This is a genomic window from Azospirillum sp. TSO22-1 (assembly GCF_003116015.1).
Taxonomy (GTDB): Bacteria; Pseudomonadota; Alphaproteobacteria; order Azospirillales; family Azospirillaceae; genus Azospirillum.
This window is the reverse complement of record NZ_LGQZ01000171.1, coordinates 1-20,999: the sequence shown is the minus strand read 5'-3', so window position 1 is coordinate 20,999 and position 20,999 is coordinate 1. Positions and strand designations below refer to the sequence as shown.

The following is a 20,999-nucleotide window of genomic DNA, read 5'->3' as shown; positions in this document are numbered from 1 at the left end:
CTCCGAGGCGCTGATCGCGCTGGAGCACGGCTTCCGCGAGCTGAAGTTCTTCCCCGCCATGCTGAACGGCGGCGCCCCGGCGCTGCGCGGCATGGTGCCGCTGCTGCCCGAGGTGCGCTTCTGCCCGACCGGCGGCCTGAAGGCCGAGAACATCCGCGAGATCCTCGGCCTGCCCAACGTCTTCGCCCTGGGCGGCACCTGGCTCACCCCGGCCGACGCGGTCAAGGAGCGCCGCTGGGCCGAGATCGAACGACTGGCGCGGGAAGCGGCGGCGCTGGCGGCGGGCTAAAGGCTTTCATACTCCTCCGCCATCTTCGCCAGCGGCTCGCCGTCCGGCACGAAGCGCAGCGAGATCGAGTTGATGCAGTAGCGCATGCCGGTCGGCGGCGGCCCGTCGGGGAAGACGTGCCCCTGGTGGCTGCCGCAGCGGCCGCACAGCGTCTCCACCCGCACCATGCCGTGACTGGTGTCGCGCCGTTGCACCACGTGCCCCTCGTCGTAGGGCGCGGTGAAGCTCGGCCAGCCGGTGCCGGACTCGAACTTGGTGCCGGCGCGGAACAGCGGCAGGCCGCACAGCTTGCAGCAGTAGGTCCCCGGCTCCTTGTTGCCGAGCAGGCCGCCGCAGAACGGCGCCTCCGTGCCGTGGCGGAGCAGCACCTCGCGCTCCTCGTCGGTCAGGCGGGATTCCAGGCGCCGGCGCAGATCCGGCGACGGCGGGGTGAGGTCGAAGCCCGAGGGAGAGGTCGTCATGCGCGAGGATTCCTTGCTGCCACGCCCTGGATCTAGGGCACAGCGTCGGCTTCGCCAGCCTTCAGCAGATCGAGGAAGCGTTCCAGCACCAGATTGGGCTGTGTGCCCTTCTTGGTGACGGCGTGGAACTCCAGGCTGTAGCGGTGCGTGTCCGGCAGCAGCTCGCGCATCGCCCCACGCTCGACCCATTGCCGGGCGTAGTGGGTGGGCAGGAAGCCGACGTAGCAGCCGGTGAGGATCAGGAACGCCACGCCCTCGCGGTCGGTCGCCGTGGCGGTGGTGTTCAGCGCCTGTTGCAGGTCCGCCGCCTCCGGCGGCGGCTGCGCCCGCGTCGGCGCGATGGCGTCGGCCGCCTCGACCGCGGCGCGGGTCATCTCCCCCACCGACGCGTCGAACAGAGGATGCCCCCGGCCGCAGTACAGCCGCGATTCCTCGCGGTACAGCGGGAATCCCGCCAGCCCCGGCAGGGCGCTCCGCGCCGGCACCACGCCGACGTGCAGCCGGCCGTCCAGAACGCCGCGCTCCACCTCGTTGGGCGGAATCATGCGGATGTTCACCCGCACCTCCGGCCCGGCCCGCTTCAGCGCGCGCAGCGCATTGGTGACGCGCATCTGCGGCAGCGTCACGAGGTTGTCGGTGATGCCGATGTTGAGTTCGCCGCGCAGCCGCCCGTGCGCCGCGTTGATCTCGCTGCGGAAGCTCTCCAGCCCGGCGAGCAGGCGCAGCGCCGCCTCGTAGGCCAGCTTGCCGTCGTCGGTCAGCAGGAAGCCGGCCCGGCCGCGCCGACACAGCCGCAAACCCAATCGCTTTTCCAGGTCGGCCATGTGCAGGCTGATGGCGGCGCGGCTGATGTTCAGCTCGACCTCGGCGGCGGAGAAGCCGCCGCACTCCACCACCGTGCGGAAGACGCGCAGCAGCCTGATGTCGGTGTCATTGACCGCCGCCAACGCGCGGGCCTTCTTGCCCATGACAGGTAAGCACCTGCTTACGTGAAGTTTGAACAGTCTGGATTTAACCGCATCCAAGCACGGGTGCAAACTCCCTTTCTTCGATGATCGGGAGGGCGGACGAATGGCACCCTGGGACAGCAAGACGGCGACGGACCGGACGGCGGGACTGACGGCGGAGGAGCTGGAGTCCCACTGGATGCCCTTCACCGCCAACCGCGAGTTCAAGGGCAACCCGCGCATGATCGTACGCGGCGAGGGCGCATGGTACTGGGACGCCGAGGGCCGCAAGATCTACGACAGCCTGTCCGGCCTGTGGTGCTGCGGCGCCGGCCATTCACGGCGCGAGATCTCCGAGGCGGTCGCCCTCCAGATCGCCGAGCTGGACTACAGCCCCGCCTTCCAGTTCGGCCATCCGCTGGCCTTCAAGCTGGCGCACAAGCTCGCCTCGATGACGCCGGCCGGGCTCGACCACGTGTTCTTCGTCAACTCCGGCTCGGAGGCGACGGACACGTCGCTGAAGATGGCGCGCGCCTACTGGCGCCTGAAGGGCCAGCCGACCAAGACCAAGCTGATCGGCCGCTCCAAGGGCTACCACGGCGTCAATTTCGGCGGCATCAGCCTGGGCGGCATCGGCGCCAACCGCAAGCTGTTCGGCCAGGGCGTCGACGCCGACCACCTGCCGCACACTCTGCTGCCGCAGAACGCCTTCACCAAGGGAATGCCCGACGAGGGCGCCGAGCTGGCCGACGCGCTGGAGGAGCTGGTGGCGCTGCACGACGCCTCCAACATCGCCGCGGTGATCGTCGAGCCGCTGGCCGGCTCGGCCGGCGTGCTGCCGCCGCCCAAGGGCTACCTGCAGCGCCTGCGCGCGCTGTGCGACAAGCACAACATCCTGCTGATCTTCGACGAGGTGATCACCGGCTTCGGCCGCATGGGCGCCCGCTTCGGCGCCGACGCCTTCGGCGTGGTGCCGGATATCATGAACGTCGCCAAGGGCCTGACCAACGGCGCCGTGCCGATGGGCGCGGTGGTCGCCAGCCGCGAGATCTATAAGACCTTCATGGACAACGGCGGGCCGGAGTACATGGTGGAGTTCCCGCACGGCTACACCTACTCCGCCCACCCCGTTGCCTGCGCCGCCGGTCTCGCCGCGCTGGAGCTGTTCGAGCGCGAGCGGCTGTGGGAGAAGGCCGCCGCCCTGGCGCCGCACTTCGAGAACGCCCTGCACGGCCTGAAGGGGCTGAAGCACGTCGCCGACATCCGCAACTACGGCCTCGCCGGCGCGGTGACCATCGCCGCGCTGCCCGGCGAACCGGCGCGCCGGCCGTACGAGATCGCCATGAAATGCTGGAAGGCCGGGTTCTACGTCCGCCACGGCGGCGACACCCTGCAGTTCGGCCCGCACTTCATCACCGAGCAGGCGGAGCTGGACGCGCTGATGAACGCCGTCGCCGACGCCATCCAGGCGACCGCCTGAGGCTGTTACCATCCGTTACATAAGGGGCGTTGCCGGACATCATCCGGCAACGCTCCCATGCTCTAATGATGGCGTGGAGGAAAGAGAGAGGACCCGAGGGGTCCGGGAGGTCGTCATGAGGACCATCCACACCATCACCACCGCGCTTGCCGCCGCGCTCGTGATCGGCGGACTTGCGCTTCCGGTGTTCGGCGGCGACGTGGTGCGCGGCCGTGACCTGCTCACCCCCGAGGAGTGGCAGACCCACCGCACCGAGATGCTGAAGGCCACCACCCCGGCCGAGCGGCAGGAACTGCACCAGAAGATGCAGCAGCTGATCCAGCAGCGGGCCACCGAAAAGGGCGTCACGCTGTACCACCAGACGGGCGGCCGGATGATGGGCAGCGGCCCCGGTACCGGTCCGTGCCCCGGCGGCGGCTGGGGCGGCGGCCCCGGCCAGTGGTAGGAACGCAACGGAAAGGCCCGGCCCCTCGGCCGGGCCTTTCCTGTTGACGGGAGCCGATCCCCGGTGTCCGGTGTTCAACGCTGCATCCGCCGCTTGAGGGAGCGTATCGCGTGAGCACCGGGTTGATCGCACTGCTCGACGACGTGGCCGGACTGGCGAAGATCGCCGCCGCCTCGCTGGATGACACCGCCGTACACGTCGCCAAGGCCGGGGCCAAGGCGGCGGGAATCGTGGTGGACGACGCCGCGGTGACCCCGCGCTACGTGGTGGGCTTCACCGCCGACCGCGAACTGCCGATCGTCGCCAAGATCACCGTCGGCTCGCTGAAGAACAAGCTGCTCTACCTGCTGCCGGCGGCGCTGCTGCTCAGCCTGTTCGCACCCTGGGCGATCACGCCGCTGCTGATGGCCGGGGGCGCCTTCCTCTGCTACGAGGGCGCCGAGAAGGTCTACGAGGCGCTGTGGCCGCACGCCGAGCCGCACGGCCCCGGCGGCGTCCTGCCCGAGCCGGGCGTCGACGCCAGGCGGCTGGAGGACGAGAAGGTCAGCGGCGCCATCCAGACCGACCTGATCCTGTCCGCCGAGATCATGGCGATCACCCTGTCGACGGTGGCGGCCGAGACCACCTCGTTCTGGGAACAGGCGATCATCCTCGCCATCGTCGGCATTGGCATCACGCTGGTGGTCTACGGCACGGTGGCGCTGATCGTGAAGGCGGACGACGCCGGCGTGGCGCTGGCGCGCTACCCGATGACCAGGACCGTCGGCCGCGCCCTGGTCATCGGCATGCCCTGGTTCCTCAAGGCGCTGAGCGTCATCGGGACCGCGGCGATGCTGTGGGTCGGCGGCGGCATCATCATCCACGGGCTGGAGACGTTCGGCCTGCCGGTCATCGGCCACGCCATCCACGAGGCCGCCGCCGCCGCCGGCCACGCCGTGCCGGCACTCGGCGGCGTGGTGGAGTGGTCGGTGTCGGCCGCCGCCTCGGGCGTGTTCGGGCTGGTGCTGGGCGCGCTGCTTATCCCGTTGGTGCACGGCGTCGCCCAGCCGGTGCTGGCGAAGCTGCGGAGTTAGTGCCCTCCAGGCAGCACGATCACCGTCCGCCGCGGCAGCGTGGCGCGCGAGAACAGCGCGCTCGGGGACGCGCGCACCTCCACCGTGTAGGTCGGCCGCATCATGTCGAGGAAGCGGGCGAGGCGCTGCTCGCTGAACCAGTGCATGGGGATGACCACCGCCGGGCCGATCTGGCCGATGACCCGCTGCATGACCTCCTGCGCGATGGTGAAGGAGCCGTCGACCGGCACCATCAGCACGTCGATCATCCCCAGCTCCTTCAGGTGCAGGTCGGTCAGGTCGTGGTGCAGGTGGCCGAGATGGGCGATGCACAGCCCCGCCACCTCGAACACGAAGATCGAGTTGCCGGCCACCCGCGTGCCGGCAAAGTCGCGCACGTTGGTGGGCACGTTGCGCACGCGCAGGTCCTTCACCTCGATGTCGTGCTGCGCCATGCGGCCCCCGGGGTCCCAGCCGCGCAGCACGTGGCGCACGTCGGAGTCGGGGAAGTCGGTGTAGTGGGTGACGTGCGCGTTGTTCATGGTGACCACGTCCGGCGTCGCCGCGGGGCGGAACAGGTCGTTGTAGTCGGTCACCGCGCTGACGCCCCCTGGCGTCTCGATCAGGAAGCTGGCGTGGCCGAGGAAGCTGACCCGCACCGTTCCGGCCGATGGCGCCTGCGCCACGCGCAGGTTCGCCAGCATCACGCCGGGGCGCGGCAGATCCGCGACCGGCAGGCAATCGGCAAAAGCCCCATACGCAAACAAGGGGACGCCGAACAGCAGGAGCAGCAGAACCGACAGCACCTTGGCCATGAAGGGTATCTCCGCAGTTCGGACAACCGCCGGCAGTGATCTAAGCGCGCCGCATCTCCGGTCGAGGGGCCGCGACGGTTGACCCCGGCGCGTCGCAACCCGATTTTGTGGACGTGCGACAAGGAGAGTACCGCGTGACCATCCAACTGACGACGCTGAGCAACGGCTTCCGCATCCTGACCGACCACCTGCCCCACCTGGGCACCATCACCAGCGGCCTGTGGGTCGGCGTCGGCGCCCGAAACGAGCGGCCGGAGATCAACGGCATCTCCCACTTCCTCGAGCACATGATCTTCAAGGGCACCAAGAGCCGCGACGCGCTGGCCATCGCGCTGGAGATCGAGAACCGCGGCGGCGAGTTCAACGCCTACACCGACTACGACGTGACCGCCTACTACACCCAGATGGCGGCCAAGCACGTCGAGGTCTCGTGCGAGATCATCGGCGACATCGTGTTGAACTCCACCTTCCCGCAGGACGAGGTGGAGAAGGAGCGCGGCGTGGTGATCCAGGAGATCGGCCGCTACGCCGACGAGCCGGAGGACGTCGCCTACGAGGCGCTGCGCCGCACCGCGTTCGAGGGGCAGGCGCTCGGCCGGCCGATCCTGGGGCCCCGCGAGAACGTCGCCGGCTTCGGGCGCGAGCACCTGTTCGACTACGTCGCCCGCTACGACCCGCGGCGCATGGTCTACGTGGTGTCCGGCAACGTCGACCACGACACGGTGGTGCGGCGGATCGAGGGCATGTTCGGCCACCTCCAGGCCAAGGACGAGCCGTTCCACGAGCCGGTCGCCAGCCGCGGCGGCGCCGCGCTGCTGAAGCGCGACGCCGAGCAGGTGCACTTCATGGCCGCCTTCCCCGGTGTCGGCACCGAGGATCCGGGCAGCTACGCGCTGCGCCACCTCGCCAACATCCTGGGCGGCGGCATGACCTCGCGCCTGTTCCAGGAGATCCGCGAGAAGCGCGGGCTGGTCTACTCGGTCTACGCCTCGCCCCTGCAGTACATCGATGGCGGTGCCCTCAGCTTCTACGCCGGCACCGGCCCGGAGGAGGCGGAAGAACTGGTCCCCGTCTTCTTCGACGAGCTGCGCAAGGCCCGCGACGGCGTCACTGCGGCGGAGCTGGAACGCTCGAAGGAGCAGCTGCGCTTCTCGGTCGGCAAGTCGCTGGAGTCGACCATGCGGCGCGCCGACCGGTTCGCCCGCACCCTGCTGCGCACCGGCGAAGTCCGCAGCATCGAGCAGATCTTCACACGCATCGACGCGGTGACCTCCGACGACGTGGCGGCCATGGCCAACCGCGTCTTCTCCGGGCCGATGGCGGTGTCGGCGGTCGGCGTGCTCGACCGGCTGCCGCCCTACGAGGCCATGCAAGGAATGCTGGAGGCGGCATGACGCCGGACACGCAACCGCTCGCCGGGGGCGAGGCCCCGGGCGAAGCCGGCGGGACCGAATACCACGTCAACTACCGCGGCCCGACTTACCTGAACGACGTCTGGTACCTGTGCGGGGCCTTCGACAGCCTTGCCGAGGCGCGCGCCTGCTTCGCCGCGCGCCTCACCGCCGACCTCGCGGCCGGCAACCAGGTCGGCTGCGAGTGGCGGCTGGTCGGCGTGCGTGACGCGGTGATCGTCGAGGTCCACGACCATGTCCGCCTCGCCGCCAAGGGCCTGCCGACGGTGCTGGAAGACCGGCGCTGAGACCCGGCGCTGAGACAAAGTGCCCGCATAGAGGGTGGCTGTCGAGTTTCCGGTGGCTGCGTGATATGACTTGATTTGATACTTTCGGAATAGCTCCAGCCCATGCCCTCCTTCCTTGCCCGGCGCCTGCGGTTGAACAGCCTGCGCACGCACCTCGCGGCCCTGGTGTTGGCGGCGCTCGCGCTGCCGTTCGCGGCGGCGGTCTGGTACGTGGAGCAGAGCATCGACGCCAGGGTCCGCGAGGCCAAGGACTTGGCGCGCGAACTGACGCACGCCGGTGTCCAGAAGCAGGAGGAGGTCATCCGGGATGCCCGCAGCCTGCTCGCCGTGCTCGCCATGGTCCCGGCGATCAACGGCGCCGAGGACGACGTGGACGAATGCGTCAGCATTTCGAAGACGATGCCGAAGCTGCACCCCTGGTCGACGGGCGTTTGGGCGACCGATATGGACGGCCGGATCATCTGCGATACCAGCGGTCCCGGCAACGGCATCAGCCTCGGCGACCGCCCCTACTTCCGCCGCGCCGTCGAGACCGGCGACTTCGTGGTCAGCGACTACATCGTCGGCAAGCGCTCGGGCAAGGCGGTCATCATCGCCGCGCAGCTCTTCACCGCGCCGAACGGCGTGCGGCGGGTGCTCGGCGTGTCCATCGACCTTGCCTGGTTGAGCGATGTGCTGCGACGCGTCAAGCATCCCGAGGCGCGCGTCGCGCTGCTGGACAGCACCGGAACCATCCTGGCCCGCCATCCGGATCCGGAGGGATGGGCGGGGCGGAACATCGGCATCTGGCCGACGGTTCAGGCCCTCCTCAAGGGGGAGGATAGCCTGATCGAAGGGAACAGCGCCGACGGCGTAAGCCGCATCTGGAGCGCCCAGAGGATCGCCGGCACCGACGCACGCCTGATGGTCGGCCTGCCATTGGATCCGATCCTCGCCGAAGGGCGGCAGGACCTGATGCGCAGCCTGACCCTGCTCGGCGTTGCGGCGCTGGCCGCCTTCGGCATGGCGTGGGCGGTGGCGCACTTCTCCGTGCTGCGCTGGATGAGCCGGTTGGGCCGCGCCGCCGAGCGGATCGGCGCCGGCGACGCCAATGTAGCGCTCGACGTCGGGCCGGCCCCGGACGAGATCGGCTCGCTCGCCCGCTCGATGCGGCGGATGTCGGAGCAGTTGGCCGAGCGCGAGCGCGACCTGCGCCTGTCCAAGGAGCAGGCGGAGGCGGCGACCCGCGCCAAGTCCGACTTCCTCGCGGCGATGAGCCACGAGATCCGCACGCCGCTCAACGGCGTCATCGGCTTCGCCGACCTGCTGCTCGACGGCCCGCTGAACGAGGAGCAGCGCCGCTATGTCACCCTGCAGCGCGAGGCCGGGCGCGGCCTGCTGGCGATCATCAACGACATCCTCGACCAGTCGAAGATGGAGGCCGGACAGGTCAAGCTGGAGGAGCGCGGCTTCGATCTCGGCCGCATGCTCAGCGACTGCCGCGACCTGATGTCGAACGCGGCCTCGGGCAAGGGCCTGCTGCTGCACATGGCGTTGGCCGAGGATCTGCCACGCTTCGTGCGCGGCGACGAGGCACGCATCCGGCAGGTGCTGCTGAACCTGCTGGGCAACGCCATCAAGTTCACCGCGGAGGGCAGCGTGCGGCTCTCCGCCGCCGTCGCCGCGCCGGACGCCGAGCGCCCCACCCTGCGCTTCGCGATCGTCGACACCGGACCGGGGATCACCGAGGAGGACCAGCCGCGGCTGTTCCAGCGCTTCAGCCAGGGCGGCCGGGTCACCATGCGGCGCTACGGCGGCACCGGCCTCGGGCTGGTGATCAGCAAGCAGCTCACCGAGATGATGGGCGGCCGCATCGGCTTCGAGAGCGAGCCGGGCCGGGGCAGCACCTTCTGGTTCGAGCTGCCGCTCGCCCGCGAGACCGCCATGGTCGAGGACCGCAAGTCCGTCGGCCTCTCCGGCATCGTGCCGGCCGGGCGGCCGGCACGCATCCTGCTGGCCGAGGACGTGCCGATGAACCAGATCGTCACCTCCTCCCTGCTGAAGAAGGCCGGGCACACGGTGGAGATCGTCGAGGACGGTGCTGCGGCGGTGGCCGCGGTGCGCGACGGCGACTACGACCTCGTGCTGATGGACCTGCAGATGCCGGTGATGGACGGGCTGGAGGCGGCGGCGGCCATCCGCCGGTTGCCGGACGGCAAGGCCGGCGTGCCGATCATCGCGCTGACCGCCAACGCCCTGTCGGAGCAGTTGCGCGCCTGCCTCGACGCCGGCATGAACGACCACGTCACCAAGCCGGTCGACCCGGCGGCACTGCTCGCCGCCGTCCACCGCTGGACCGGCGGCCACCAGCCCGCCAAGGCCGCGCCGGCGGCCGACGAGGCGCCGGTGCTGAAGCGTGCCGCCCTCCGCGCGCTGGCCGAGGGCATGGGCGAAGCTGCGGTGCCCGGCTTCGTCCGCGACACCCTGGCCGAAGTCGACCGGCGCGTCGCCGGGCTCGCCGACCCCGGGAACCGCGCGCGGGTCGCCTTCGAGGCGCACACGCTGGTCTCGCTCGCCGGCAACATCGGCTTGGCCGCGCTGTCGGAGCGCTGCCGCCTGCTGCAGCGGGCGGCGCAGAGCCCCGACGACGACCTCGCCCCGCCGCTGCGTGCCGTGTACGACGCCCTGGCCGAGGCCCGCACCGCGCTGGAAGGCGTGTCCGCCTGACGCGTCAGGACGCGCCCATGCAGTTCTGCACGATGCTGCCGCAGTCCGGCAGGTTGGCGCCGGCCGGGTAGTTGACCTGCCGCACCACGTCGTTCTGCAGGACGAAGGTCGCCTCGCAATAGCCCGCAGACCCGCCGAGCGGGAAGCCGATGCCCAGACCGACACCGCCGCCGCCGCTGCCGCCGGCAACGCCGAGGCTGGACCACGGCCCGCCGCCGTACCCCGAACCATGGACGTAGGTGTAGTACTCGCGCCCTTCCGCCGCCGCCTGCCGCGCCGGGACGCCGGCGCAGGACAACAGCCGGCTCTTCGGCATGCCGACCAGCCCGGTCTGCGCCTGCTGCGCCATCTGCGTCCGCGTCCCGTCGGCGCAACCGGCCAGCATCACCACCCACACCGCCGCCGCGCCCGCCGCCAATGCCTTGCCCATACTCCCTCCGATCCCCGTACGTCCTGAAGAACCCCGGGAGGGGCGCCGGGTTCCCGCCACTTTGCCGCTGCCGGGCTGTTGACGGTGATGGGGCATTCTGCCCCGGGGAGGACTTGCCATGCGAACCGACCTCATCGCCGCCGCGGCGTTCGTCCTGATCGCCGGCACCGCGTCGGCCCAAACGGGCACCGACACAGCCACCGCCGCGCCGGCCAGCCCGGCCGTGGGCGAGACCAGCCAGAGCTTCGGCGTCCTGCATCCCGAAAACTTCCTGGAAAGGAGCGTCGTCACCACCGCCGACGGCCAGACGGCCGGCAGGGTGGAGGACGTGCTGCTCGGCCCGGACGGGCAGCCGCTGCGGCTGATCGTCTCCACCGGCTCCGGCGGCAAGGACGTGTCCATCGAGCTGTCGCTGGTCGAGGTGCGCTCGGACAGCGACGCGCTGTTCGTCTCCGGGCTGACGCGCGAGGAGGTGCAGGCGCTGCCCGCCTTCGAAGGCGACGCCGCCACGACCTCGCTGAACGCCAAGCGGCCGAAGTAGGGATGGGAAAGTGAGGACAGCTGTGGGGTGGCTCACATCGGGTGGACCGTCGGGGGCTTAGGGTCCGGCCCATCCGCAATGCACCGGGGCCGTGCGCCTCGGACCCGAGCCAAGGAGACACCTCATGATCCGCACCCCGCTGCTCGCCGGCTTCGCGACCCTCGCCCTGCTGTCGGCTCCGGCCATGGCGCAGAACATCAACCAGGGCAAGGCCCCCGCCCTGACGCCGCGAGCGATGCCGATGGCGCCGGGCGTCGCCGGTTTGGCTAGCACCAACGTCAGCAACGCCACCAACCTCGCCGCCGGCATCGGCAACTCGGCGCAGCAGCGGATGACCGGCGTGCAGGGCGGGCCGGGCTCGCTGGTCAGCACCAACGTGGGGACCGCCACCAACGTTGCGGCGGGCGTGGGCAACAGCGCCGGGCAACGCGTCGCCGGCACCCAGGGCAACGGCGTGCGCGTCGGCCTGAACTTCACCGGCCGCGGCCCGCTGGTCAGCACCGACGTGCTGGTCGGCACCAACGTCGCCGCCGGCATCGGCAACAGCGCCGGGCAAGGGATCCTGGCGAAGCAGCGCTGATCGGCAACAACCAGTCACGGCCGGCATCGCGGGGACGGTGCCGGCCGGCTTCGTTCGTGTGGAACGCTTGCCACCCCTGCCCCGCTTCACAGGTGGCCGATCAGCCCGGCGGGCGGCCGAACCGATGGCCTGGAACCGTGAACATGCCCGCCTTGATGCTCGCCGACATGTGGGTGGCGCGCGCCATGGCACGCTGGCACAGGTCATCCGGCAGGATCTCCGTCGCCGTCTCGCCGAACAGTTCCAGCCAGCGGTCGAAATGCGCGGGCTCAAGCGGCAGCACGGCGTGCGGCATGAAGACCGGGCCGCTGTAGTGGCCGCTGCCGAGCAGGTGGTGCGCCCAGAAATCACGGATGCGGCTGAGATGCTCCTCCCAGTCATGGATGGCCGTGTCGAAAACCGGCCCCAGCATCGGATCGCACCGGGCACGCTCATAGAAGGTGGCCACCAGCGCCGCGATCAATTCGTTCCTGTCGGTGTCTGCGTCCATGACCCGTCCCCTTAAAACCATTCATAAAATGTGGACATTGCGCCGCATGCTCACAGCAAGGCAAGGGCGTTGCGCAGGGCCCCGTCAAACACTGCAAAGCGGTCGTTCCTGCGGTGGACTTCGATGTCGACCGCGTCCGGCTCCGGGTGGAGGCCCGTCACCCGCGTCCTCCGGCGGGCGGCGTCCATCATCACGTGGGGCGACGCCCCTCACCGGATGGTGAAGACCACGGGCACCTCGATCACCGCGGCGCCCGCCGGCGGAGGCGGCAGGGGGAGCGAGCGCTGAACCGCCTCGACGGCGCTGCGGTCGAGCGACGTCATCGCGGCCGGCTGGAGAACGGTCAGCGTGCCGTCATCCAGCCGGCCGTCGATGCGCACGCGGAAGCGCACGACCACCGTGCCGCCCAGCCGCATCCGGCGCGCGTCGTCGGGGACCTGCAGGTTGGCCTGAAGACGCCGGCGGATCTCGGCCAGATAGGAGGTCATATCCGGCGCAGATGCTTCGACCGCAGCCGTCCCCGTTTCCCCGTTTCCGCTGCCGGGCGTACCGGCCGGACGATGGGGTCCCTGTGTTGCATCCTCCGCCGGTGCCGCCGCGTGCCGGTCAGGCCGGACCACGGGCGGTACCGGCTTTCGCCGGGGAGGTGCTGGGATCGGGCTCACCGCATCCGGCGCAACCGCCAGCTCTGGCGCAGGCGCTGCCGGGGGCAGTGCGAGTTCCGGCACAGGTTCGGGCGCGGACTCCGCCAGCGCCTCGGCGGGGGCCGGGGATGCTTCCCGTCCCGGCGGGGGTGATGGACCGTCGTCGGACGGCGCCTCGGCCACCAGCTCGACGGCGATCGTTGGCAGGTCCGGCAACGGTTTGGGCACGCCGCGTGCGAGGAGCAGGATCACCCCCACGCCGAACGCATGTGCCAGAGCGGACAGGGCGAGGGCTTGCAGCCCCCGCCCCGGCGCACCCCCGCACTCTCCCGACCGGGGCGCGGCGGACAGCGGCTCTCCGCGGTCCTCCATGCCGCCGGCCGGATCAGAAGGTGACGCGCGCGTTCAGGAAGAACGTCCGGCCTGGCTCCGGGAAGCCGTCCACAAGCGCGTAGTTCTGGTCGAACAGGTTGCGCACCCCGGCGGCCAGTTCGGCGTTCTTCGTCACCTTGTAGTTGACTGTCAGGTTGCCCTGAACGTACGCCCCGGTCTTGTAATAGGTCGCGCCGTTGGTGGTGACGGTCCAGCGGTTCGACGCCGTCTCGACGTTCGGCGTGATGGTCAGCCCCTCCAGCGCCTCCCAGCTGGCGTAGGCGAACAGCTTGTGGATCGGCACGTCGGTCGCCTGGAAGGCGGGGTTGCCCGGATTGTTGATGTTGCGCTGGATCAGCGTGTAGTTGCCGCCCACCTCCAGCGCGCCCGTCAGCCGGCTGACCGCGCCGACCTCGACGCCGTGGAATTCGCCGGAGCCGACGTTCTGGCTCTGGGTCAGGCGCTGCCCGGCGAAGACGATCGGCACCGATTCGATGAAGTCGGTGACGCGGCTGTGGAACAGCGCGGCATCGAGGCGGGTGTTGCCGAACACCTGCTCCGACACGCCGATCTCGGCGTTGATGGCGTGCTCGGGGCGCAGGCCGGGGTTGGAGGTGGCGCCGCCGAAGCGCGAGCTGAAGCGGTCGAAGATCGTCGGGAAGCGGGTGCGCGAGGACAGGCTGGCGTAGACCTTGCCGGTGTCGGAGAAGCGGTAGTTGGCCGCCGCCTGCCAGTTGAAGGCCTGGTTGTCCTCCAGCGGATAGCCGATCAGCCGGCCGGTGCCGGTGCTGTCCCAGTCCTGCGCCTTGTGCAGCACGCGCCAGTCGTAGCTGGCGCCGACCACCAGATCGACCACCGAGGTGGCGTGGAAAGTGTTCTCGACGGCCAGCGAGTAGGTGTCCTCGACGGTGGACTGCTTCGGTTCGGTGAAGCGGCGCGGCGCGTAGGTGTCCTGCCACTCGGCGTGGTCGTCGCGCCGGTAGTGGAACGCCGTCTTCAGCGTGTTCATCGGGATGAGGTCGGTGCCCAGCTCCAGCGCGCCGCCGTACGCCTTGTCGTCGTAATAGCTGCGGAACGCCTTGGCCAGCGTCTGCCGCTGGAAGTTGGGGTCGTCGTACGAGTACAGGCCGTTCTCGAAGGTGTTGTAGTACACCTTGACCTTGGCGTAGGAGGCCTCGCCCAGCTTGGTGTTCGACAGCCAGTAGACGCTCTGGATGTCCCAGTACGGCCACTGCCAGTAGCGCTGCGCCGACAGCGGGTCGGTGACGTGGAAGGGGGCTTCCTTGCTGCCCGACTGCTTGGTGAAATTGATCGAGTACTCGTCGGTGTCGTTCGGCGTGAAGCCGGCCTTGACGTTGACGCGCCAGTCCTCGTGCCGCGAGTGGTCACGATTGCCGCCGTTCTCGATCACCGTCGGCGTGAAGTCGTTGGACAGGCGGAAATGCGTCTGCTCCGTCTTGGCGCCGGTGGCCTGGAGGTAGAACTTCTCCTGCCGCGTCCCGACGGCGCCGAAGGTCGTGTAGCCGTTGAGGGCACCATTGCTGTCGAAGCTCAGGCCGCCGCGCCCTTCAGCCTCGAACGCCTTGCCCGGCTTGCGGGTGACGAGGTTGATGGCGCCGCCCAGGCCGCCCGGCCCGTCGAGCACCGAAACGTAGCCCTTGGCGACCTGGACCTCCGACACGTCCGGCGTCAGGAAGCGGTTGAAGTCGAGGCGGTTGTCGGCCGGCAGGTAGACACGGATGCCGTCGATGGACAGCGGCACCTGGAAGCGGTCGAAGCCGCGCACGTTGATGGTCCGCTCGTTGCGCGAGCCGCCGGTGTTCGACGACACCACGCCCGGCACCAGGTTGAGCGCGTCGTCGAGGCTGTTGCGGTTGAACCGCCACATCTCCTCCTGCGGCAGCACGCTGCCGCCCACCGTGCTGCTGTCGCTCCCCTGGGCGGAGACGTTGATCTGGCCAAGGTGGAAGACGTTGGACGCCTCGTCCCCCGCGGCCGCGCCGGCCCCCACCGTCAGCGCAAGGATCGAGGCGGCCGTATATGGGAAAATATAACGGTGTGCAGACTGCATGTGTATCCCCCGTAAAAAACGTTCAGAGCCCCCACAGGCGTTTTGTCGTCGCGTCAGAGCGACCGGATGAAGGCGAGCAGTTCCGCCCTTCGCTCGGGCGGCAGGTCGCGGAAGGCATCGCGCGCCGGCTGAGCCTGCCCGCCGTGCCAGAGGATGGCCTCGCCCAGCGTCCGGGCGCGGCCGTCGTGCAGGTAGAAGGCCCGCCCGGCGATCGGCTCGGCGAGGCCAATGCCCCACAGCGGCGGCGTGCGCCACTCCCGCCCGGTGGCGAGGAAGTCGGGCCGGCCATCGGCCAGCCCGTCGCCCAGATCGTGCAGCAGCAGGTCGGTGTAGGGGTGGATGGTGCGCCCGGCCAGTTCCGGCAGGGCGTGCGGCCCGGTGGTCAGCGTCGGCGCATGGCAGGACGCGCAGCCCAGATCGGCGAACAGCCGCCCGCCCGCCCGCACCACCGGATCGTCGGCGTTCCGCCGTTCCGGCACGGCCAGGGCCTGGACGTACAGGGTGAGCGCGTCGAGCTGCGCGTCCGTCAGTTCCGGCCGGCGCGGGTTGGCGGCGGCGCGACAGGCCGTCTGCGCGGCCGTGCAGGCCTCGTCCGGGAAGAGGGTGCTGGTGATGCCGATATCACCGGCCAGGGCGCCGGCGTTCTGCTGGCGCAGGCTCGGCTGGTTCGCCTTCAGGCCGAAGCGCCCGAGCGCCGACGCGCCCTTGGTCACATCCCAGACCATGTTCGGCCGGCCGCCGTTGCCCGCGGCCAGCGCCAGGATCGCCGACTCCGGCACCGCCTCCAGCAGGCCGAGGCCGAACACCGGCGGCGCCAGGCGCACCGAGGTCAGGACATCCGCCCCCAGCGGTCCATAGGCGAGGTCGCGCAGCAGCACCTCCGGCCGGCGCAAGCGGACGGTCTCGCCACCAGCCAGAGTTTCCTCACGCTCGTGCCAAACGAGTGTTGCCTTGCCCTCGCCCGGCACGCCGGGGATGCCGTCGGGGTTGAGCTGGTCGCCGTAGACCGGGTGCGGCGCCGGCTCTCCATGCGGACCGGCACCGGGAAGGCCGAGACGCAGCAGCGTCGAGCGCATGACGTCCCCGGCACCGTCCGGAGGTTCGCCACGACCGTTCTTGACGTGGCAGGCGATGCAGGAGAGCCGGTTGAACAGCGGTCCGAGGCCGTCCAGCCCGGCCGATTCGGCGGACGGCGCCAGCAGCCACGCCTGCCGGAACAATGAACGGCCGTGCCGGAACGCCTCGCCGCGGCCGGTCTCCAGCGACGGCAGCGGCCGGGAATAGGCGTCGCGCCCCTGGGCGGAGACCAGAATACCGTCATCGGCCAGCGCCGTGGGGGCCAGCGCCGCGGGCGTCACGCCAAACAGCGCGGCGGCGCAGGCGGCGATCAGCAGGCGGCGGCGCACGTCAGCGTCCCGCCGGCAGCACGCTGAGCGCCCGTTCGAGCAGCGACAAAGCTTCGCCGTGGGCGTGGTCGAGCTGCTGCGACCACGCCCGTTCCACGGCAGCCGGATCCCCATCGCCGTCGTGCGCGGTGCGCCGGGTGCGGAACGGCGCGAGGAGTTCCGGCGCGGTCGCCTGGACTTGGCTCACCGGCACCGCCGACGCCAAGGTCCGCGCCTGCGCCACCAGCGCAGCCGCGGCCGGGTCCGGCGCCTTGGCCAGCGCCGCCTCGGCGCGGTGGATGCCGGCCCACAGCGCCGTCAGGCGGTCGTGCCGCTCGACGATCATGCGCTCGAACACCGCGGCGATCAGGCCGGCGCGGGCAATGCCCAGCTCCGGGTCGTAGGCGAAGGTGCCCGCCTCCGGCCGCGCGAAGGGGTTGACGGTGCCGACCGGCGCCGCGGCGTAGACCTCCGGGCGGACCGGGTAGCGCCGCACGTCGGGATGGAACAGGATCGCCTGCCCGTCGCGGCCCAGCACGAAATCGACGAACGCCCGCGCCGCGTCCGGATGCGGCGCCGTCGCGGTGACGGCAACCTGGGCCGGCAGGAAAGCGGTGCGGGCCGGGTACGCCAGGGCGACGGCATGGCCGTTGGCGATGGCCGAACGGGCGAAGAAGTCCACCGTCAGGCCGGCGGCGGTGCCGACCTCCACCGCGTCCGTGATGTGGCCGCCGCTGCCGATCAACTGGGCGTTGCCGGCCAGCTCCGACAACAGCGCCCAACCGCGCTCCCAGCCCTCGCCTTGCAGGATGATGTCGTAGAGCGCCGGCGAGAAGCCGACCTGCCCGGCGATGGGCAGCGCCACCTGCCCCGCATAGCGGGAATCCGTAAGGTCACGCCACGCCCGCGGCTCCTCCAGACCCAGCTTGGCCAGGGTCGCCGGATTGACGACGATGCCGTAGCCCGCCACCTCGAACGCCTCGAAGAAGCCCTTCGGGTCGGAGATCGGCTGCGCGCCGATGCGGCCGGGCAGCGCACCGCGGTCCACGTGCAGCGGCCGGAAGGCGCCGGCGTCGCGCATCGCCGGGAAGGTGGCGAGCGACGGCGTCCAATAGACGTCGATCCCGCCCTGGTCCGGCTGGCGCAGCAGGGCAGCAGCCTCGCGCGACTGCTTCCAGACCACCTGGACGTCGGTGCCCGGGTGGGCCTTCTCGAACGCCGTCTCGAACAGCGCCGCCATCTCGTCCGGATAGCTGGTCAGGACCATCACCCGGTCCTCCAGCGCCAGCGCCGGGGTGGTGAGGAGAACCGCCGCAACGGTCCACGCCAGAAGCCTGCCCATCACCATGTGATCCTCCGTACCGGCACGTAATATCCGGACGGATATAACCACTAGCTGAAGCTGTCAATGACCTTTGGCGGGGCCGCTACCCCGTGCGCTCAGCGCTGGCAGGGACGGGCCAGACTCGTCCGACCGGCGCAGCCCGGCGCCGGCGCCGCGTCGTCGGCGAGCGCCTCCGCGTCCGTGTCGGCACTGTCCGGCGTGGGCTTCAGGGCATCCCGGAGGGCGTCGATGCGGGGCGCCACCGCGGCGTACGCTTCCCGCTCGATGGCGCGGTACTGGTCGATCAGCGTGTTGCCGGACTCCGTGAGTTCGGAGCCGCCGCCGTGCTTGCCGCCGACGGCCGCGCTCACCACCGGCTCGCGGAAGATGCGGTTCAGATCGTCGATCAGCAGCCACGCGCGCCGGTAGGACATCCCCAGCGTCCGCGCGGCGGCGGAGATCGAGCCGGTCGTCCGGATCGCCTCCAGCAGCTGGATCTTGCCCGGACCAAGCGAGCCGTTGGGGATGAAGTCGATTCGCAGCCGAAGTCTGTTCATGGCGTGATGGCACGTGGTTCCTGGATCGGGTCTCCAGGCATCCTAGCATCGCCCGTCGCTCCCGGCTGCTGTTCCGTGCACCGACTCGGTCATCCGGCCGGCAAGGCGCAGCACCCCCCGTATCTGCTCGTCGTGCGGTTCGAGCAGCGACGGCGCCCACCGTCCGCCGGCGGCCAGGGCGGCAGCAAGAGAGGCCGGGTCGAGTCCCTGGCCGCCGCACAACACGTCCCAGCGCCCCTGATGCCAGCGCCAGAGCCCGCGCATCGGGTGCTCCAGCACGCTTTCGGCGGCGTAGAGCCAGATCTCGACGCTGTCGAACAGGCGGACGCTGACCGTCACGCCGACCGGCCCGCGCGGCCCGGGCAACAGCGCCTCGCCATCCAGGACGGCAGCAGGGATGAGATCCCCGGACCGGTTCGCCGAGCCGGGCGTCGAAGAGAGCTGATCGGATTGCGGGAGTGCCTTCATCGTGTCCCTCATCCAGGGCGGTGGGGGCGGGCCGTCATCACCCACCCCCGTCTCACCCTTCCCGCACCGTTATCCACGGGCTTTATCGTCGAGAATAATCGTTATATTCATCCGTGCATAGCGCTCATTGTCCGCTGCAGGCGGAGACGCTGCTTGTGCGGTGTGTCACACGATATATGGCGGCAAAAGCGCATCCAGATCACCCGCGACAGCGCACGCGAACCGGGGCTGCCCCCGCGACGACGCTGATCAAGTCGTCGTTCGTCATCCTCGCCCCGACGGACGAAGCCCGTCGCACCTCGGCACGCAACCACATCGAAGGCATCAGTCTGGTACCCGCCAGTTGGCCGGGTTCTTCGCCCAGCCGCCGCCCTGTCTGGTCGGCATGGAGGCGTGTCCGAGCACGCGCCAAGATCAAACGAGTGCCATGCCGACTCTCGGCATCATCGTTTCGCCTTGGATTCGTAACCGATTTAATCGGTCACGGGGCTACCGCGCACGGATATGGCCGCAGGTTGGCCGATGACCATCCGCGTCAAATTGCAACATGGCATCGGTAACAATTGTAAAGATAGTTATTCGAATAATTGCGCAACCACACGCCCGATTTGGCTGCCGCAAAGGCGCAAAAAGGAGATACCATGCCGATCCCCTCGCCCTCCGCGTTCCTGGTGACGTCCGAGACCCAGGTCAACACGACGGTCACCGGCAACCAGTCGATTCCCAACGTGGCGACGCTGGCCGGCGGCGGCTCCGTGGTGGTCTGGACCACCACCACCAGCCAGGGCTATTTCCAGCTCTACGACGACACCGGCAACAAGGTCGGCGGCGAGGTGGCCATCGGGACGGTCAACCCCACGCCCCAGCACCCGCTGCCGGTGGCCGCGCTGTCCGGCGGCGGCTTCGTGATCGGCGGGTGCGTCCTGGGCACGAACGTCTATGGCGCCCGGGTCTATTCGAGCACCGGACAGCAGACCACGACCGCCTCCATTCCGGACACGGCCTGGGCCAGCACGAAGCCGGGACGGTGGTCGGTGACGGGGTTGCCGGACAACGGCTTCGCCATGGCCTTCGAGACCTCCGGTGTCTGCAAGGAGCAACGCTTCGCCGCCGACGGCACCGGGACCACCCAGCCCTTCACGATCGGCCAGTACAGCGGCTATTACGCCATCGGGCCGCGGATCGCCGCGCTGCACGACGGCGGCCAGGTCGCCGTGTGGCTGAAGAACGGCGCCACCTCGGAAATCATGGGCCGGATCATCGCGCCGAACGGCACGGCCATGAGCGCCGAGTTCGCCATCGGCCCGGTGGGAAGCACCGAGCAGGTGATGCCGCAGGTGGCGGTGCTCGCCGACGGCGGCTTCGTGGTGACTTGGCCGGTGCAGGGGCTGGACGGATCCGGCTGGGGCATCTTCGCCCGGCGCTACGACGCCGCCGGGGCGGCAATGGGGAACTATTTCCAGGTCAACACGACGGCCGGCTACGACCAGACCGCCTCGACGGTGACCGCGCTGGCCGACGGCGGCTTCGCCTTCGCCTGGACCTCGTCCGGCGGACAGGATGGCGCCGGGCTTGGCGTTTACGCGCAACGTTACGACGCCGCCGGCAACAAGGTCGGCAGCGAGGCGCGCGTGGCCCAGACAACCGCTGGCAACCAGTCGCAGGTGGCGCTCTCGGGCCGCGCGGACGGTGGCTGGGTGGCGGTGTGGGCCAGTGACAGCACCACGGGCACCGGCACCGAGATCTACAGCCGCGCGTACGGCACCGAGGCCGCGCTCCCCAACGGTTTCACCGAGAAGTTCGGCACCGCCGGCAACGACGTGCTCACGGGCACCGCCGGGCGCGACATCCTCTACGGCCTGGACGGCGACGACAGCCTCAACGGCGGCCTCGGCACCGACAGCCTGGAGGGTGGCAACGGCAACGACACGCTGGTCGGCAGCGCCGGCAACGACACGCTGAGGGGCGGTGTCGGCAACGACACCTATGTGGTGAACGACACCGGCCTCACCATCGTCGAATTGGCCGGCGAGGGCAACGACACGGTGCGCACCAGCCTTGCCGCCTACACCCTCGACGCCAACGTCGAGAACCTGGTGTACACCGGCACCGGCACCTTCGCCGGCACCGGCAACACGCTGGCCAACTCCATCACCGGCGGCGCCGGCGCCGACACGCTGGACGGCAGCACCGGCAGCGACACCCTGATCGGCGGGGCCGGCAACGACGTCTATGTCGTCGAT

The 20,999-nt window shown here is 70.1% G+C and carries 20 protein-coding genes and 1 pseudogene; 10 read left to right on the top strand and 11 right to left on the bottom strand.

The window, feature by feature from the left end:
• Positions 1-289, top strand: a pseudogene (locus tag TSO221_RS32275) (keto-hydroxyglutarate-aldolase/keto-deoxy-phosphogluconate aldolase); the annotation flags it as partial.
• On the opposite strand, the gene msrB reads toward TSO221_RS32275, so the two are convergent.
• Positions 286-750 (bottom strand): peptide-methionine (R)-S-oxide reductase MsrB, encoded by a 465-nt coding sequence (gene msrB / locus TSO221_RS32270; protein ID WP_109122575.1) that lies wholly within the window; start codon positions 748-750, stop codon positions 286-288. The pseudogene TSO221_RS32275 and the gene msrB overlap by 4 nt on opposite strands.
• A gap of 32 nt (positions 751-782) precedes the next feature.
• Positions 783-1,718: a LysR family transcriptional regulator gene (locus TSO221_RS32265; RefSeq protein ID WP_109122574.1), complete on the bottom strand. Its 936-nt coding sequence runs from the start codon at positions 1,716-1,718 to the stop codon at positions 783-785.
• 103 nt (positions 1,719-1,821) lie between these two features.
• Between TSO221_RS32265 and TSO221_RS32260 the strand changes: the two genes are divergently transcribed.
• The 3 genes from TSO221_RS32260 (at position 1,822) to TSO221_RS32250 (ending at position 4,695) form a co-directional block, all read left to right on the top strand.
• Positions 1,822-3,177, top strand: coding sequence for an aspartate aminotransferase family protein (locus TSO221_RS32260; protein WP_109122573.1), 1,356 nt, complete (start codon positions 1,822-1,824; stop codon positions 3,175-3,177).
• Between the two features lie 115 nt (positions 3,178-3,292).
• The gene (locus tag TSO221_RS32255) at positions 3,293-3,622 is read left to right on the top strand and encodes a hypothetical protein (protein WP_109122572.1); all 330 of its coding nucleotides are present in this window, start codon (positions 3,293-3,295) and stop codon (positions 3,620-3,622) included.
• A 110-nt stretch (positions 3,623-3,732) separates the two neighbouring features.
• The gene (locus TSO221_RS32250; RefSeq protein ID WP_109122571.1) at positions 3,733-4,695 is read left to right on the top strand and encodes a DUF808 domain-containing protein; all 963 of its coding nucleotides are present in this window, start codon (positions 3,733-3,735) and stop codon (positions 4,693-4,695) included.
• On the opposite strand, the gene TSO221_RS32245 is transcribed toward TSO221_RS32250, so the two are convergent.
• Complete coding sequence (locus TSO221_RS32245) at positions 4,692-5,489, bottom strand: MBL fold metallo-hydrolase (protein WP_109122570.1); 798 nt, start codon at positions 5,487-5,489, stop codon at positions 4,692-4,694. The two genes, TSO221_RS32250 and TSO221_RS32245, sit on opposite strands and share 4 nt — an antisense overlap.
• A 134-nt stretch (positions 5,490-5,623) precedes the next feature.
• Between TSO221_RS32245 and TSO221_RS32240 the strand changes: the two genes are divergently transcribed.
• The 3 genes from TSO221_RS32240 to TSO221_RS32230 all read left to right on the top strand — a co-directional run bounded on the left by TSO221_RS32240 (position 5,624) and on the right by TSO221_RS32230 (position 9,894).
• Positions 5,624-6,883, top strand: a complete 1,260-nt coding sequence (locus tag TSO221_RS32240; protein ID WP_109122569.1) for a pitrilysin family protein — start codon at positions 5,624-5,626, stop codon at positions 6,881-6,883.
• The gene (locus tag TSO221_RS32235; protein WP_109122568.1) at positions 6,880-7,188 is read left to right on the top strand and encodes a hypothetical protein; all 309 of its coding nucleotides are present in this window, start codon (positions 6,880-6,882) and stop codon (positions 7,186-7,188) included. The genes TSO221_RS32240 and TSO221_RS32235 overlap by 4 nt, the downstream gene beginning before the upstream one ends.
• 102 nt (positions 7,189-7,290) lie before the next feature.
• Entirely contained in the window at positions 7,291-9,894 is a 2,604-nt protein-coding gene (locus tag TSO221_RS32230; RefSeq protein ID WP_109122567.1) for a hybrid sensor histidine kinase/response regulator, read from the top strand.
• A 4-nt stretch (positions 9,895-9,898) separates the two neighbouring features.
• Here TSO221_RS32230 and TSO221_RS32225 read toward each other — a convergent pair whose 3' ends face one another.
• A complete protein-coding gene (locus TSO221_RS32225) occupies positions 9,899-10,324 on the bottom strand; it encodes a hypothetical protein (protein ID WP_109122566.1) in 426 nt (141 codons plus the stop codon).
• Between the two features lie 118 nt (positions 10,325-10,442).
• On the opposite strand from TSO221_RS32225, the gene TSO221_RS32220 reads away from it, so the two are divergent.
• Both TSO221_RS32220 and TSO221_RS32215 read left to right on the top strand, forming a co-directional pair.
• On the top strand, positions 10,443-10,865 hold the full coding sequence (locus TSO221_RS32220) for a PRC-barrel domain-containing protein (RefSeq protein WP_109122565.1): 423 nt from the start codon (positions 10,443-10,445) through the stop codon (positions 10,863-10,865).
• Between the two features lie 124 nt (positions 10,866-10,989).
• Positions 10,990-11,445 (top strand): hypothetical protein, encoded by a 456-nt coding sequence (locus tag TSO221_RS32215; RefSeq protein ID WP_109122564.1) that lies wholly within the window; start codon positions 10,990-10,992, stop codon positions 11,443-11,445.
• Between the two features lie 100 nt (positions 11,446-11,545).
• Here TSO221_RS32215 and TSO221_RS32210 read toward each other — a convergent pair whose 3' ends face one another.
• From TSO221_RS32210 to TSO221_RS32180, 7 genes are all read right to left on the bottom strand, one after another.
• The gene (locus TSO221_RS32210; RefSeq protein WP_158284274.1) at positions 11,546-11,935 is read right to left on the bottom strand and encodes a group III truncated hemoglobin; all 390 of its coding nucleotides are present in this window, start codon (positions 11,933-11,935) and stop codon (positions 11,546-11,548) included.
• Positions 11,936-12,144: 209 nt separating this feature from the next.
• A complete protein-coding gene (locus tag TSO221_RS32205; RefSeq protein WP_109122562.1) occupies positions 12,145-12,423 on the bottom strand; it encodes a TonB family protein in 279 nt (92 codons plus the stop codon).
• A gap of 541 nt (positions 12,424-12,964) precedes the next feature.
• The gene (locus TSO221_RS32200) at positions 12,965-15,022 is read right to left on the bottom strand and encodes a TonB-dependent receptor (protein ID WP_109122561.1); all 2,058 of its coding nucleotides are present in this window, start codon (positions 15,020-15,022) and stop codon (positions 12,965-12,967) included.
• A 53-nt stretch (positions 15,023-15,075) separates the two neighbouring features.
• Positions 15,076-16,428: a di-heme oxidoredictase family protein gene (locus TSO221_RS32195; protein WP_247878372.1), complete on the bottom strand. Its 1,353-nt coding sequence runs from the start codon at positions 16,426-16,428 to the stop codon at positions 15,076-15,078.
• Between the two features lies 1 nt (position 16,429).
• Positions 16,430-17,755, bottom strand: coding sequence for an extracellular solute-binding protein (locus TSO221_RS32190; protein WP_109122559.1), 1,326 nt, complete (start codon positions 17,753-17,755; stop codon positions 16,430-16,432).
• Between the two features lie 92 nt (positions 17,756-17,847).
• Complete coding sequence (locus tag TSO221_RS32185) at positions 17,848-18,288, bottom strand: winged helix-turn-helix domain-containing protein (protein ID WP_109122558.1); 441 nt, start codon at positions 18,286-18,288, stop codon at positions 17,848-17,850.
• Between the two features lie 42 nt (positions 18,289-18,330).
• Positions 18,331-18,756: a hypothetical protein gene (locus TSO221_RS32180; RefSeq protein WP_146208979.1), complete on the bottom strand. Its 426-nt coding sequence runs from the start codon at positions 18,754-18,756 to the stop codon at positions 18,331-18,333.
• A gap of 641 nt (positions 18,757-19,397) precedes the next feature.
• Here TSO221_RS32180 and TSO221_RS32170 point away from each other — a divergent pair.
• On the top strand, positions 19,398-20,999 hold a 1,602-nt coding region (locus tag TSO221_RS32170; RefSeq protein ID WP_146208978.1), incomplete at its 3' end, for a calcium-binding protein.

Excerpts from the sequence above, each read along its gene's own strand:
- TSO221_RS32265 (WP_109122574.1), bottom strand. The coding sequence starts at position 1,718 with ATGGGCAAGAAGGCCCGCGCGTTGGCGGCGGTCAATGACACCGACATC.
- TSO221_RS32235 (WP_109122568.1), top strand. The coding sequence starts at position 6,880 with ATGACGCCGGACACGCAACCGCTCGCCGGGGGCGAGGCCCCGGGCGAA.
- msrB (WP_109122575.1), bottom strand. The coding sequence starts at position 750 with ATGACGACCTCTCCCTCGGGCTTCGACCTCACCCCGCCGTCGCCGGAT.
- TSO221_RS32210 (WP_158284274.1), bottom strand. The coding sequence starts at position 11,935 with ATGGACGCAGACACCGACAGGAACGAATTGATCGCGGCGCTGGTGGCC.
- TSO221_RS32205 (WP_109122562.1), bottom strand. The coding sequence starts at position 12,423 with ATGACCTCCTATCTGGCCGAGATCCGCCGGCGTCTTCAGGCCAACCTG.
- TSO221_RS32190 (WP_109122559.1), bottom strand. The coding sequence starts at position 17,755 with ATGGTGATGGGCAGGCTTCTGGCGTGGACCGTTGCGGCGGTTCTCCTC.
- TSO221_RS32230 (WP_109122567.1), top strand. The coding sequence starts at position 7,291 with ATGCCCTCCTTCCTTGCCCGGCGCCTGCGGTTGAACAGCCTGCGCACG.
- TSO221_RS32215 (WP_109122564.1), top strand. The coding sequence starts at position 10,990 with ATGATCCGCACCCCGCTGCTCGCCGGCTTCGCGACCCTCGCCCTGCTG.
- TSO221_RS32225 (WP_109122566.1), bottom strand. The coding sequence starts at position 10,324 with ATGGGCAAGGCATTGGCGGCGGGCGCGGCGGCGGTGTGGGTGGTGATG.
- TSO221_RS32200 (WP_109122561.1), bottom strand. The coding sequence starts at position 15,022 with ATGCAGTCTGCACACCGTTATATTTTCCCATATACGGCCGCCTCGATC.
- TSO221_RS32260 (WP_109122573.1), top strand. The coding sequence starts at position 1,822 with ATGGCACCCTGGGACAGCAAGACGGCGACGGACCGGACGGCGGGACTG.
- TSO221_RS32180 (WP_146208979.1), bottom strand. The coding sequence starts at position 18,756 with ATGAAGGCACTCCCGCAATCCGATCAGCTCTCTTCGACGCCCGGCTCG.
- TSO221_RS32185 (WP_109122558.1), bottom strand. The coding sequence starts at position 18,288 with ATGAACAGACTTCGGCTGCGAATCGACTTCATCCCCAACGGCTCGCTT.
- TSO221_RS32220 (WP_109122565.1), top strand. The coding sequence starts at position 10,443 with ATGCGAACCGACCTCATCGCCGCCGCGGCGTTCGTCCTGATCGCCGGC.
- TSO221_RS32245 (WP_109122570.1), bottom strand. The coding sequence starts at position 5,489 with ATGGCCAAGGTGCTGTCGGTTCTGCTGCTCCTGCTGTTCGGCGTCCCC.
- TSO221_RS32255 (WP_109122572.1), top strand. The coding sequence starts at position 3,293 with ATGAGGACCATCCACACCATCACCACCGCGCTTGCCGCCGCGCTCGTG.